At 32.5% G+C, this 14065-nt stretch carries 13 protein-coding genes; 4 read left to right on the top strand and 9 right to left on the bottom strand.

The window, feature by feature from the left end; all coding sequences use genetic code 11:
- Positions 1 to 15: 15 nt before the first annotated feature.
- Entirely contained in the window at positions 16 to 384 is a 369-nt protein-coding gene (locus PQF96_RS25555) for a hypothetical protein (RefSeq protein ID WP_143915682.1), read from the bottom strand.
- 95 nt (positions 385 to 479) lie between these two features.
- Here PQF96_RS25555 and PQF96_RS25550 point away from each other — a divergent pair, with 95 nt between their 5' ends.
- Complete coding sequence (locus tag PQF96_RS25550) at positions 480 to 1025, top strand: flavodoxin (protein WP_109433925.1); 546 nt, start codon at positions 480 to 482, stop codon at positions 1023 to 1025.
- A 4-nt stretch (positions 1026 to 1029) separates the two neighbouring features.
- Here the strand turns inward: PQF96_RS25550 and PQF96_RS25545 are convergent, their stop codons facing one another.
- From PQF96_RS25545 to PQF96_RS25510, 8 genes are all read right to left on the bottom strand, one after another.
- On the bottom strand, positions 1030 to 1857 hold the full coding sequence (locus tag PQF96_RS25545; protein ID WP_271769626.1) for a crotonase/enoyl-CoA hydratase family protein: 828 nt from the start codon (positions 1855 to 1857) through the stop codon (positions 1030 to 1032).
- Between the two features lie 12 nt (positions 1858 to 1869).
- Positions 1870 to 2967 (bottom strand): heparan-alpha-glucosaminide N-acetyltransferase domain-containing protein, encoded by a 1098-nt coding sequence (locus tag PQF96_RS25540; protein ID WP_271769623.1) that lies wholly within the window; start codon positions 2965 to 2967, stop codon positions 1870 to 1872.
- 4 nt (positions 2968 to 2971) lie between these two features.
- Positions 2972 to 4819: an IucA/IucC family protein gene (locus PQF96_RS25535; RefSeq protein WP_271769621.1), complete on the bottom strand. Its 1848-nt coding sequence runs from the start codon at positions 4817 to 4819 to the stop codon at positions 2972 to 2974.
- Complete coding sequence (locus PQF96_RS25530) at positions 4816 to 5442, bottom strand: GNAT family N-acetyltransferase (protein WP_271769619.1); 627 nt, start codon at positions 5440 to 5442, stop codon at positions 4816 to 4818. Before PQF96_RS25530 ends, PQF96_RS25535 begins: the two co-directional genes overlap by 4 nt.
- An 11-nt stretch (positions 5443 to 5453) precedes the next feature.
- Positions 5454 to 7913: a GNAT family N-acetyltransferase gene (locus PQF96_RS25525; protein ID WP_271769617.1), complete on the bottom strand. Its 2460-nt coding sequence runs from the start codon at positions 7911 to 7913 to the stop codon at positions 5454 to 5456.
- Between the two features lie 7 nt (positions 7914 to 7920).
- Positions 7921 to 9081, bottom strand: a complete 1161-nt coding sequence (locus PQF96_RS25520; protein ID WP_271769616.1) for an MFS transporter — start codon at positions 9079 to 9081, stop codon at positions 7921 to 7923.
- Positions 9082 to 9212: 131 nt separating this feature from the next.
- Positions 9213 to 10550, bottom strand: a complete 1338-nt coding sequence (locus PQF96_RS25515; RefSeq protein WP_271769613.1) for a lysine N(6)-hydroxylase/L-ornithine N(5)-oxygenase family protein — start codon at positions 10548 to 10550, stop codon at positions 9213 to 9215.
- Between the two features lie 13 nt (positions 10551 to 10563).
- A complete protein-coding gene (locus tag PQF96_RS25510) occupies positions 10564 to 12069 on the bottom strand; it encodes a pyridoxal phosphate-dependent decarboxylase family protein (protein WP_271769611.1) in 1506 nt (501 codons plus the stop codon).
- A 242-nt stretch (positions 12070 to 12311) separates the two neighbouring features.
- Between PQF96_RS25510 and PQF96_RS25505 the strand changes: the two genes are divergently transcribed.
- The 3 genes from PQF96_RS25505 to PQF96_RS25495 all read left to right on the top strand — a co-directional run bounded on the left by PQF96_RS25505 (position 12312) and on the right by PQF96_RS25495 (position 14062).
- A complete protein-coding gene (locus tag PQF96_RS25505) occupies positions 12312 to 12917 on the top strand; it encodes a Crp/Fnr family transcriptional regulator (protein ID WP_109434448.1) in 606 nt (201 codons plus the stop codon).
- A gap of 69 nt (positions 12918 to 12986) precedes the next feature.
- Entirely contained in the window at positions 12987 to 13616 is a 630-nt protein-coding gene (locus tag PQF96_RS25500) for an NAD(P)H-dependent oxidoreductase (RefSeq protein ID WP_271769609.1), read from the top strand.
- Positions 13613 to 14062: a DMT family transporter gene (locus PQF96_RS25495; protein WP_271769606.1), complete on the top strand. Its 450-nt coding sequence runs from the start codon at positions 13613 to 13615 to the stop codon at positions 14060 to 14062. The genes PQF96_RS25500 and PQF96_RS25495 overlap by 4 nt, the downstream gene beginning before the upstream one ends.
- Positions 14063 to 14065 lie beyond the last annotated feature (3 nt).

Below are 14065 nucleotides of genomic sequence, written 5' to 3'. Positions count from 1 at the left end.
AAAACAAAAAAATCTTTAGCGCATATTTTTTATACTATTATCTTTTAAAATATTGTCATATTCTCCATAAAACAAAATTCCTAAAACCAGTTCCTCTAAACCATCCAAAATTTCTGGAGTTAATTTAAAATTGATTTCTGCATGTGGCGTATTACATTTTATTGTTTTATATGGAGCCTTACAATTACAGTCTTTACATTGACAACCTTTCTTTGCCGAACGAATAACTGTAAGAAATGCTTTTATTTCTATAATATCCATATAAATAGCAATATCACCTATTTGCAATTGTATTTTCTCTTTAACTTCCCCTGTTATATCTGGATTTTTTATACTAAAAGCAGAACCTGTGCTATTCTTAAATAATGGATCTAAAATATACATACATCTAAATTTGAATATTCAAATTTATTATATTATTTTTATTTAGAATAATTAAAAATAATATATTTTTGTAGAAATATTTAATCGATACTTATATGAAAAAAATAGCTTTATTCTATGGATCAGATACAGGGTGTACAGATGATATCACCAAAGATTTTTCTTCTATATGGGGAGATGAAAATTTAGACATCAGAGAGATTGGAGATGTATCCAAGAGTGACTTTGATCAATTTGAAATTTTCATTTTTGGATTATCAACCTGGTATGATGGAGATCTACAAAGTGATTGGGAATCCTTTTTTGATGATTTTCAAGAAATTGACTTCAGTAACAAAGTGGTTGCAATTTACGGATTAGGAGATCAGATAGGGTATGGTGAGTACTTTGTTGACGGAATAGGGATTTTGGCAAAAGTTGTCATAGAAAATGGAGGTGAAATTATAGGTCATTGGCCTATAGAAGGATATCGTTTTACCGATTCTGTTGCTTTGATAGAAGAAAAAGAAGGGTATTTTTATGGCCTGGCCTTAGACCATGATAATGAATCTCAATTAAGTGATGAGCGATTAGAAAAATGGGTACATCAAATAAAGCTAGAGTTAAAACATTATTTGACCAAAGAAGAAGTCACTCTTTAATCTATTAGAGTACAGCTTTTGTTTTTCTATATTGAGCTTTGGCAAGAATTTCCATTCTCCTTATGTCGAATAACTCTACTTTCATACAGGCATCAACCCAGATATCTGTAATATCTATTAATTCTGCTTTATCAAGCGGGAAAATCTTTTTCTTACATACATTATGATGATATTCAAAATTATAACGTTCTCTGGTTTTGGTTATATAAGAAAATAGTGTTTGTATCGATTTGTTTTCATTACTCAACTTATCAATACATCCCAAATCATATAATTCTTCTGCTTGGTAGATTTTTCCAGCCTTTAAAACAGTGTTAGCATCTTTTGTATTTAATTTTCTGTAGAGTAAACTATACGCTCCCATACCGGGAAAAAGGTTAAACTTATTCTCTGGCAAACAGAATTTTGCTTTTCTTTCTGCGATAATAATATCATGGCTCAAGGCACATTCAAACCCTCCCCCATATGCATTTCCTTCAACCATTGCAATGGTAAGAGCTTGAAGCCCAAATGAAGTATAAATCTCATAAATAGCATCAATACATAAATGTGCATATTGTGTTAACGCAGTCTTATTACAAGATTTGATACTTTCTACAAAAAAAGGTAAATCACCTCCCATATTATAAACACCATCATGCTCTGAAGCAGAAACAATAAATTTAACAGGCCTTTCTGGATGAGAAAAATAGCTTCTAACCCAAATCGCAAACTCTTTAAATTCCAGCAACCCTTTTAAGCAAAAATTAGGCATTCCGGTATCTTTTATTTTCCAAAGTAATACCTCGTGTTCTCTATAGTACTCTACATTCAGACAATTAAACTTTCTCATTACTACTGTATTTTATACTATTGACTTTCGTGATATTACCTTATTATTTTTTACTTTTTTCGGTGTCAAAAGTATATCTAACCCCTTTTGTAATAAAAGTGTAATTATCGTAAATATCGGCAGCAAAATCAAAACACCAGTTATTCCAAATTGTTGATATCCTAGTATGCCCATTCCCCAACAAATGATTACCCATTGAATAATGTAAATCGTTGTCACCCTTTTACTACAGTAATACAGAAAATCAAAGACCTTGTTAGGTTGAATTCGAGTGACCATCATAAATGCAAATCGCAATAATAGCAAGTTAAAACCTGTGAGATAGATTGCTCCTCCAGGGCCTAAATGAAAGTAATCTCCGAAATGATATTCAAAATTATAATAGCATAAACCACCTCCTATCAGCATTAAAATAATTCCAGCCGGTAACATTCTAACAAATATGTATCGTTCACTTTTATTATTTTCTTTGTACCACATTCCAAAGAACATCCCAATAAGTATAAAAGAAAACCATGGAAATACCGCAAAATACACATTCCATTCTGCTCCCCACATTAGATCAAATATATAATCCACTCCTGATATCCCTAGTTGAAACCCGTGTACTTCCTTGGTAGTAAGTATTATTAAAAATGCAATAATCAAAGGAACATACTTATTTTTTGACAACTTATTTATCACTCCCATAAATAATAGTGACACTCCTGCCAGTTGCAATATATCACCGGTTAATAACATAAAAAGCATATTATCCATATTGGCTGGAGGTGTCCAACCATAAGCTTCTATAAAAGAATCAGGAGTCGTTCCTATAATAGTTGGAACAACAAACTTTAATAGATTCATAATATATCCTGCCAAAAGAATATAGATTCCTCTTTTTATAGACAATATCATATTTTGATTTCTAGATAATGTAAACGATACTCCCATTGCCAGAAGAAACATAGGCGTTCCTTTTCCTATAAAATGTATTACTTCTCCAAGCCAGGTATCACCTTGTGTAGATAAATCTCCATATATCCATAACGTATGTACCATGATGACCATAAGTACACTTACTCCCCTAGCAAAGTCAATTGCTAAAATTCTTTTATTATTTTCCATTCTATTATTTTACTATATTATGTTGAGAAAATGATGCTTTAACTGTTCTTGTTTTATATACTGCAATAGGGTTTTTGAGTGTTCCTACTAATTGTAAACTCTCTATTGGATCTGCCAAATTCAACATTTGTTTTGTATTACTCAGTTGTAATCTATTCAGGCAGCATCGATCAAATTCTGGTGTAAAAAGATCATATCTCTCAAATTTTGCTTGTAATTCAGGATGTTCTTCCTGATAATTCAAAATACAATCAGCAACCAGTTCCCAAAATAGTTCTTCGGGATATTCATCGTGCTCTGCTAGTATATCTCCCATAAACCTAAAAAAACAATCAAATACATCTGTAAAAATTGATAACACCTTCATTTTATCAGAAGTTTCTGTATACAATCGTTTGACTTTTCCCGGTAGATCTAATTCTGAATTAAAAACAATAACTTCTTCTGTTATATCTTTCATTAATACTCTTACAGGGGTATGATGTTCCATCACCATAATCAGGTTTTCTCCATGAGGCATAAAGACCATCTCATAAGTATAAAAGCAATGTATCAAGGGGCTCAGATAACAATACAAGTATTTTTTTAACCAAGTCGTCGTATCAAAAGGAGATGCTTTTATCAACTCACTTAATAAAGAAGTACCCTCATCATCTATATGTAAAAAAGCAGCCATTGTCATTAATTGTTGACCTTCTTTAATTTTTGACATTGGTGATTCTCTCCATAATGCCGAGAGCATTTTATTATGGGCATTTGTTTTTCCTAAAACTTCGTAATTAAGGTTCCTATATCCAACTGTAGCCACTTCTCCTAACATTGTAAAACCAGTTTGCTTTAGATATTGATCGCTCATCAATAACGTTGTTATCCATGCTGTAATACTTGGAGTACTCTGCATGTAATATGGAGAAAGACCACGCATGAAGCCCATATTTAAAATAGAGAGTGCTGTTTTGGTGTATAGTTTACCTGGATTGGTTTTATTATATAATGTTCGGATAGATTGTTGTGCTGAATATTGATCATCTCCTTTTCCTAAAAGCACAAGGTTATTATTTGCTATATCAGCAGCAAAAACATGCAGTATTTTAGTATTCCATTGCCAAGGGTGGACAGGTATAAAAATATAAGAATCCAGATCTAAGCCTAAATCTTCTAGTATCGTATTAAATTTTGCAATAGTTGAAACACCAAGTTCTTGCCGCATTAATGATTTATATTCAAATCCTTTTATTGCAGTAAATGTAGCTTTGGTTTTATGTCCTGCTACCCAAATTATCTGAAAAGGGTGATCAGCTTCTGGCGAATACTTCATATAATCCTCTGCATCAAAACCGATTCTTCCGTTATTAGCAACAAAACAAGGATGTCCTTCTGTCATAGCATGTTCTATTAATTGAAAGCTGCCCTGCGTTAATTCTGAGGATGAATATCTTTTATTACAATATTTATACGCAGCTCCAGATAGTGTACTTGTGATCTCTTCGAAATAAGTAGGTAGCAGATTCGTTGGAATTTTCAACGTACTATTAAATTCCCAAATAAAATGTAATGCATCCAGTACTGTTGGGTTTCCATCTTTTCTTTTTATGATGCTATTTTCATTGATATTCCAATGATCCAAACACCTTTTTTTGGCGCAAAATTCATACGTAATTCCGGGGATATCAGAAATCAAAACATAACGTCCCCAATCCTTTTCCTGATATTGCAGTTTTGGTTTTATAAGTAGTTCATGCGCAAATTCACTAATTGCTTTTTTGACTAAAGTTCGATTTACTTTTTTCCAAATCTCGGGCTGTAGATGAGCAAAATGTACGGGTAAACTATTTAATTTTTTACCGCTCATGGCTTTTCGTTTTTAAGAGTACTATTTTTATTTTTCTTCTCTTCTAATAAAAGTGCTTTCTTATATGCTGATCTTTTACAGAAGGCAAGGGCTGCTTTTTTATGAGGTAATTGAATCTCCTTATGATATTGAAATCCGGCTCTTTTATTAAGCACATGGATTTTTTCATTTCTCACATCGGGTTCTACAACAATACGTTCTGTATGAATATCACTAAATAAATAGTCAAGTATCGTAGAAAATATGTGCCATGTAAAATTTGGGATCTTTTTTTGTGGAGGACTCACAAGAATATGCATGCCAATATCTCCTTTTTTTACATCATAATATGTCGATATTGGATCTTCTGAAACTTGATACCGTTCCATTAAAAAAATAGGTTGATTATCTAATATTCCTATAAATGCATCATGATAATCAGATTCAATAATTTCCTCGTACCCGATCCTTACTTCTTCCAAAGGGTATTCTTGCATACCCCAATAAGAAGCGTATGGTCTGGTAACCCAATCATGAACGGTTTCAATATCATTTTCTAAATCCAAAAAACGCAGGTGTATATCTCCAAGACCATGAATGGTTTTAGAAAAGATAGGTTTTGATATGATCTCAGTGTTATTCATAAACAGGTAACTTATACTTGTGATGTAGATTCTTCTTTTTTAAAAGTTGCAATCGGATTTTGTAATCTTCCTGCAAACTGAAGTAGTGCTACGGGATCATCCAGATCAATCATTTGCTTATTATTATTTAACTGAAGTCGATTGAGGCAGGATAAATGAAAATCTGATGCAAAAAGATCATATTGCTCAAACTTTGCTTTCTTCTCTGGATAACGATCCTGATAATCCCATATGTTTTCTGCTACAAGTTTCCAGAATTTTTCTTCAGTATACTCGGCATGCTCAACCAGAACATGAGACATGAATCTAAAAAAACCATCAAAAACATCAGTAAAGATCGAAAGTAACTTTACATCTTCAGGAACTGGAGCATACATTCGTTTTAAATGCTCTGGTAATTCAACATCAGGACTAAGAATACAAGCTTCTTCTGTAATATCTTTAAGTAATACTTTTATCGGAATATGATCTTCTAAAACCATAATGATATTTTCACCGTGAGGCATGAATACCAAATCAAAATGATAAAAGCAATGTAATAGCGGACTTAGATATGCTTTAAGATAATTACGTAACCAGTCTGATATCGACAGTCCCGATGTATCAATAATTTTAGGAAGAAATGCCTCTCCATGATGATCTATATGTAAAAAAGCTGCCATGGTCATCGGCTGTTGTTCTTTTTCTATTGCAGACATAGGACTCTCTCTCCACAACGAGGCTAACATTTTATTATAATCATTGTGCGGACCAAACTCTTCAAAATATGGGTTCACATAACTAATCGATCCTATTTCACCAAGCATTCTAAAGCCCGTTTCCTGAATATACGGGTCACTATATAATAATTTTTCTAACCACACCGCCATTTTTGGAGCTGTTCCCAAATAGTATAATGGTAATCCTCTCATGAATCCCATATTTAGAATAGAAAGTGCCGTTTTGGTATATAGTTTATGGGGATTAGAGATATTAAATAGGGTTCGGATAGATTGTTGAGCAAGGTATTGATCCGGCCCATAACCTAAGCAGATTAGGTTTCCCATAGCAATTTCTGGTGAAAATATATTGGCTAGTTTGTTAAACCATTGCCATGGATGCATTGGGATAAAGAAATAATCATCAGGATCAAAACCTTTATTTTTTATTGCTGTATTAAATGCTAAAATCGTTTCCTGATCTAATTCTTGTTGAATTAATTTATCATAGGGCAAGTCTTCTATAGCTGCATATACCGTATTTTTTTTATGCCCGGCTAACCAGATAAGACTAAAGGAATTTCCGGCTTCGGGAGCATACGATCTATAATCACTACTATCAAACCCAATACGACCATTATTCGCTACAAAACCAGGATGCCCTTCCATCATAGATTGCTCTATGGTTTGAAAATCTGCAGCTACCAAATCTTTAGCTTCTGGATTTCTTTTGATATGCTTAAAAGCACTTCCGTACAGTGTGCTAATGATTTCTTCCAGATAAACCGGCATTGCATTATCCTTAATTCCTAATTGTTTTCTAAATTCTTTAATGAATAAGATAGCATCAAGTTGTATTGTCATTGCCTCTTGATACTTTTTAATAGAAATTTCATTAATCCACAAATGATTTAATGCTAAAGGCTTTGCGCAAAATTCATATTGAATAGTAGAATCATCTGTTTTTAAAAGGTATCGATTCCATCCATCTTCTAGCTTTTCAATGATCTTAGGTTGTATAAGCAATTCGTGACTAAACTCACAGATTGCTTTTTTGATCAGTAATGTATTTACTTTTACCCATAATTCTGATTGTATATGAGCAACAGATTGTTGGGGTGAAACGGCGTTATCTAAAGTATTCATAGCACTTCGTTTATTGATTTGTGGAACTAATTTAAGTTGTTGGTGTTTTTGTCTGGTTAAGAATGCTAACTGAGCCGTTTTATGAGGGAGCTCTACTATTGCATTAAGCTGAAATCCTACTCGCTGGCATATCGCAAACATTTTTTTATTTCTAATATCGGGTTCTACCAATATGCGATGTACTTGTTGATTTTGAAAAATAAAATTCATGATCGTATTGAACATGTACCAGGTGAAGTTCTTTATTTTATTTTCTGATCGTGGAGCCACGATGATATGTATTCCGCAATCATTTTGCTGCGCCTTATAATAGTCTTTAATGATATCTTTTTGAGGATGATAACGCTCTACTATAAAAACAGGTTCTTCTTTATACATACCTACAAATACATCATAATGATCTGGAGTCATTAATTTAGCATATTCGGCTCTTACCTGTTCAATCGAATAGTGCTGCATACCCCAAAATATTGCATAATCACGATTTACCCAATCATGTAATACAACGCTATCTTTTTCTACATTAAAATGCCGTATATAGATGTCTCCAAAGTTTTCATAGGTAGATGAAAACTCATACCCTTCTTTTGACGTGGCTACAAAATCTGTTTGTTGCTGTACTGACATAAAATCTTTATGTTTTTGCTAGTTGTTTCACCTGTTTTTGCCTAAATACTCTATGAAATATGAAGTAATACACTCCAAGAGCTATTACAAAACCTATGCTAGTTATCACAAATGGAATTTGGAGCCCTTGAAACTCTACAAGAATTCCAACTGAAAAAGAAGCTAGTAATACACCTAAGTTTTGAAAAAAATGTACTTTACTATAATCAATTGCATAAGAATCTGGAGAACTAAATTCGAATAGTAATACATCAAAGCGAACTACTGCTTGAAAAATTGCCCACCCATAAATTATTCTGCCTACGATCACAATTACATCAACAGGAAAACCTTGAAGTAATGCCCCAATTATTCCCAAAAACAATGCAGATATAATACCGCTGTGTTTCTCTTTTGGGCTTCGTGTTTTTTGATGCCATAATGCAAACAAAGCAATGAAACCAGGTATAGCATATATAAACCCAGAAATTATTTTACTACTATATAACGATATGCTTTCCCAGTATAAAGAGAAAAAAGGACGAATTAGAAAATCACTGAAATATAAAACCATGGTCACTAATCCAATCTTAAGGATAAAGCCTTTGGGGATAATTCTATCCTTAATCTCAGGAGTGATTTTTTTTGTAATACTCTTATCAGTATTATATTTTTTACTTTGTAATAGAAATATACTCATCCCCATTTGGACAAAATCTCCTATCGCCATAATCAAGAATATATAACTGGCGTCAATCAAATCAACAGTTAAACCGCCGATTACTGCTCCCAAAATACCGCCTAAATGAACCACAACAGAGAGTACTCCTATTGTATTAACGTGTTCTTCCTTAGTAATAATTTTAAGAATATAAGGGTATACTAAAAGATAACTCCCTTTAAACAAAACCATACTTAGAGATACTATCCAGAAATTAAAATAAGAAGTTGTCCAATAGCAATATAAAGCCAATATCCCTGCTATACATTGTGTATAACTTAAGATATTAAGTTCGGCGACTTTTTTAGATATATAAGCCCAAAATGGAAACGCAATCATCACCATAAAACAAATAGCAGCAAAATAATAGCCAACATATTCTGGATTTGTAACCCCAAAACGAGCTTCAAAAAACTGTGGATAGAAAGGGTGAAGCAAATAATCGCTAACCACTGCTATCAAAGTCATGAGTATAAGAAAGTTTTTAAGATTCATTTGTTATTTTAAAGATCTGGCTTGATAAGTTTCTTTTATTCTACAATTTTTTCTTATGTATTAAACCTCACAGGTCTTAAAGATCAGTGAGGTTTGGAGATTTGTCATTTTAAAATGGGCTCTTCTATAGTTATTTCTTCTTCCTTGGTTACTTCAAACTGTTGGAAAGCAATGCGCTTTTCTATAGCGTAGTATTCTTTTCCTGTGAGTTCTTTAATGATAAAAGAATTACGATAACATGCCATTCCCAAATCCGGAGTTACAAACCCATGAGTATGCAATTCTGCATTTTGCACAAAAATGTCTTTAGCTTGTTTATCAATACTATAATTGCGATGCACAGCGTATCGACTTTGATCATCCCATTGAATTCGATCTGCGACACCATCAATAAACTCAGGTATTTTATAAGTATAACCTGTGGCTAGCACTAATGCTTCAGTTTGATGTCTATACATCTTATCTTGTTCGGTTTGGTGTAATTCTAAATTAAAAACGTCTTGATTGTATTCATATTTAGCCTTGGTCAATTCAGAATTAGTACGTAAACCTATCTTGATATTATCATTAGTCAACTGCTTTGTATAGATCATATCATAGATATCAGCAATAAGATTTTGATTAATACCCTTATATAAATGTTTTTGATTTTTAATCAAATCATCTTTTTTGATTTGCGATAGATTATAGAAATAATCAACATATTCTGGAGATGTCATTTCTAAAGTTAATTTAGAATACTCCAATGGAAAAAACCTTGGAGATCTTGTAATCCAATTAAGATGATATCCTTTTGTATCAATATCCTGAAGAAGATCATAAAAAATCTCGGCAGCACTTTGTCCGCTACCCAATATCGTTATAGCTTTTTTAGATTGTAGATCTGATTTATACTGCAAATAAGATGAAGAATGAATTGCCTTTCCTTCTAACTCTTTACAGCATGCTGGAACGTAAGGATGTGTTCCTGTTCCTAAAATCAACTTCTTTGCTCTATATATTTTTATTTCTTCTGTCTGTGTGCATCTAGAAGTTATAATATAACATTGCTCACTTTCATCATATTGAGTATGAATCACCTCAGTATTAAAAAATAAATTAGGTAATTTTTGTATTGCCCATTGACAATACTGATTGTATTCATTACGAAGCAACAAGAAATTTTCTTTAATATAAAAAGAATACATACGCCCTTGTTCTTTACTATAATTCAAAAAACTAAAAGGGCTTGTAGGATCTGCCAAAGTCACTAAATCTGCCATAAATGGAATCTGAAGTGTTGTGTCCTGAAGTAACATACCGGGATGCCAATCGAAACCAGAGCTTTTGTCTAAAAAAACACCTTTGAGATCATCAATTGGATTCGTTAAACAAGCCAACCCCAGATTAAAAGGACCAATACCTACTGCAACAAAATCTAATATTTTACTATCATTCATCATTATCTTATCTTTTTTAATTATTTGTAGTATAGTTTAACCCTTGTTCTTTAATCATTCTGATCACCTCAAAAAGATCTTCTTTTGTACTTCTTGGATTTAAAAGCGTAAATTTTAAATAGGTTTTGCCATTTAGTTTTGTACTAGCCACAGAAGCTTTCCCAGATTTGAAAAGTGTATTCTTGATATGAAGATTTGTAGTATCCAAAATCTTATCATCTTCAATTCCGGGAATTTTAAACCGAAATACAAGTGTACTTAGTTCTGGTTGATGCGCTACTTCAAAATAGATATCATCTTTAATATTGTGATATACCTCCTGCGCCAGATGATGCACCTTTTCCAGGAAAGAACCTAATGTTTTCTCTCCTGTAACCTTCAAAGTGAACCACAATTTTAATGCATCAAACCTACGAGTGGTCTGAATGGATTTTTCGATTAGATTAGGAAACTCTTCATCTCTACTTTCTAATGGATTTAGATAATCAGCATAGTAAGATACGTATTGAAAATGTTTAGTATCTCTAACTAGAAAAGCACTAGAACATACAGGTTGAAACAAGGTTTTATGAAAATCTATGGTTATAGAATCTGCATATTCAATTCCTTTAAGTTGGGTTTTGTGAGTATCGGTTAACACATAACATCCGCCGTAGGCACCATCGACATGAAACCATATCTTATATTCTTTTGCTATTTTGGAAATCGTTTCCAAAGGGTCAAAACTTCCAAAATCAGTAGTTCCTGCCGTGGCTACTATAGCAATCGGTATATTTCCTTTTTGCTTTTCTTTTTCAATAGCTTGTACCAGAGCATCCGTCTTCATTTTTAGTTTATCATCGGTATCTATTGGTATTACAGAATCGTATCCCATACCTAGTAATGCAGCATTTTTTTTAATACTAAAATGCGCTTTATCTGAACAAAAAATACGGAATTTGCTTACTTCATCAGACCAACCATTCTCTTTCAGGTTTATTCCGTAATGGGTAAATGCATAATGATCCCGAGCCATCAAAAGTGCTTTGAAATTTGATTGCGTTCCTCCACTGGTAAAAACACCATCAGATTGTGTAGGGAAATTCATCTTATTGCAAATCCAACGAATTATTTCCTGTTCGATCAATGTTGCAGAAGTACTTTGATCCCAGGTTTCGATAGCCGTATTAACAGATGAAGCTATAAGGTCACCCACTAACGCAGGTAATAATACAGGACAATTGAGATGTGCTACATAATGTGGATGATGAAATGAAATTGCATGATCAAGGAATACATCCTTAATTTCATGCAATGCGTCATCCAACGTTATATTTTCTTTAGCATTTACAGCAATACTTCTTTTACGAGACCTCAATTCTTCTACAGATGCTCCACTATAAAAAGAGGTATTGTCTAAAAAGTTTTTTATGTACTGTACTGCTTTCTCTATATGAGCTTCATACTCATATTTAGAATGAGCATCAAAAAGATAATCAACCGCCAGGTCAGGTTTTAGAGTAAGTTGGGTTTCTGATAACATAATTATTTTTATTTGGTCTAAATAAGCAAATCACAAAACTATGGCTACATAGAAATAATTAAATGACGTAAATCGGATAAAAAATGACGTGGATTTATAAGGCTCTATAAATTAGTATTCTTCTAACATTACTTTTATATTTTCTTAATACATAGTGTAAAAGAAACAATGCATTACAAAAAGTAATTGATATACCATTATTTTTGTATCACACTAGCCCGATATAAAACTTAAAAGTGAAAATGATAATGGATGAAGAAAAATACATTGATGATCTAAAATCAAAATTTGAAAGTTATGCTCCTATCAGTCGGGAATCCTGGTTACAAATTGAGTCGTTAATTACATTTCAAATTCTAAAAAAAGATGATACTTTATTAAGAAACGGACAAGTTGCAAAAAACATTCATTTTGTTTGCAAAGGAGCCTTAAGGGCTTTTTTTACTGATTTTGAAGGTAACATTTACAATAAAAACATTTTTCTTGAACACGATCTGGCAGGTTCTAAGGTTTCTCTTCTTCAAAAAACCCCTTCCAATTTTACCTTAGAAGCTTTGGAAGATACTGTTCTCATCAATATTAATTATACAAATTATAGAAAAGTAATTAATGAAAATGATGACTTAAAAGCCTTTTACATCGCTTATCTCGAAAAAAATTGGGTTATCGAAAAAGAAGAAAGAGAAATTTCATTAGTAATGCAAAATGCTACCGAAAGGTATAGTAAACTTATTGCACTACATCCGGATATCAATCAAAGAATACCTCAATTACATATTGCTTCACATTTAGGTATCACTCCAACACAATTGAGCAGAATAAGAAAAAGTTTAAAGAAAAACCTCTGAATCAACATATGTAAATGCACACCTTATCCGCTGAGTTTATTTTTGCTGTAAACTTTAAAAAAAAGTGATATGCATTTATTAAAAAACTCAAAATGGCGCTATGCGACTAAATTATTCGATACTTCTAAGAAAATTACTCCTGAAAATCTTGAGAAAATAAAAGAAGTAATTCAATTATCCACCTCCTCCTATGGGCTTCAATTATATAGGGTACTCATTATAGAAGATCCAGAAATTAGACATCAGCTAAAATCTGCTTCATGGGGACAATCCCAAATTACAGACGCTTCTCAACTCTTTGTGTTTTGTAATTATACCAAAGTACAACATAAACATATTGATGATTATTTAGAATTAACAGCAAAAACCAGGCAAATTAATATTGATAGTTTGCAGGGTTATGGAGATTTCATGAAACAAAAAATTAAAGAAAAAACTAAGATAGAACTACATCATTGGACCATAAGACAAACATATCTCGCACTAGGTAATTTACTAAATGCTTGTGCCGAATTAAAAATAGATGCCTGCCCAATGGAAGGCTTCGAAAATGATAAATACAATCAAATATTAGGGTTAAAAAACAAAAATCTTAATGCCGCAGTTATTGCCGCCATTGGGTATCGATCTAAAGAGGATAAGTCGCAATATTTTAAAAAAATCCGTAAACCTATAGATCATATATTCGAAATACTATGAATCAATACATATTATCTATTATAGCATTCATCGGAGGTGTCTTTTTAGCCGCTCAAGGAGGTCTCAATGCCCACTTAGGTGTTCTTCTTAAAAATCCAATACTCGCTTCGGTGGTTGCATTTTTCTGTAGCACTATTTTTGCTGTTACCTTTATCCTGTTAACCGTAAAGGATATTCCTACTTGGACGGATATAAAAGAGATCCCTGTTTACCTTTGGTTTTCTGGTGGGTTATTTAGTGTATTAGGTGTTAGTTTATATTATTACACTATTCCCAAATTAGGAATATCTACCATGATCTCTCTTGGTCTGTTTGGACAGTTAACATTCTCTATACTTGCTGGTCACTTTGGATGGTTAAACTTACCAACCGAACCTATTACTATTAAAAAAATAATTGGAGCAATTTCAATGATAGCTGGAATCGTACTAATCAATTTAAAATAAACT

The sequence above is a fragment of the Aquimarina algiphila genome (assembly GCF_947494415.1).
Lineage (GTDB): Bacteria > Bacteroidota > Bacteroidia > Flavobacteriales > Flavobacteriaceae > Aquimarina > Aquimarina algiphila.
The sequence above is the reverse complement of the archived record's forward strand: the minus strand, read 5'-3'. Positions and strand labels throughout refer to the sequence as shown.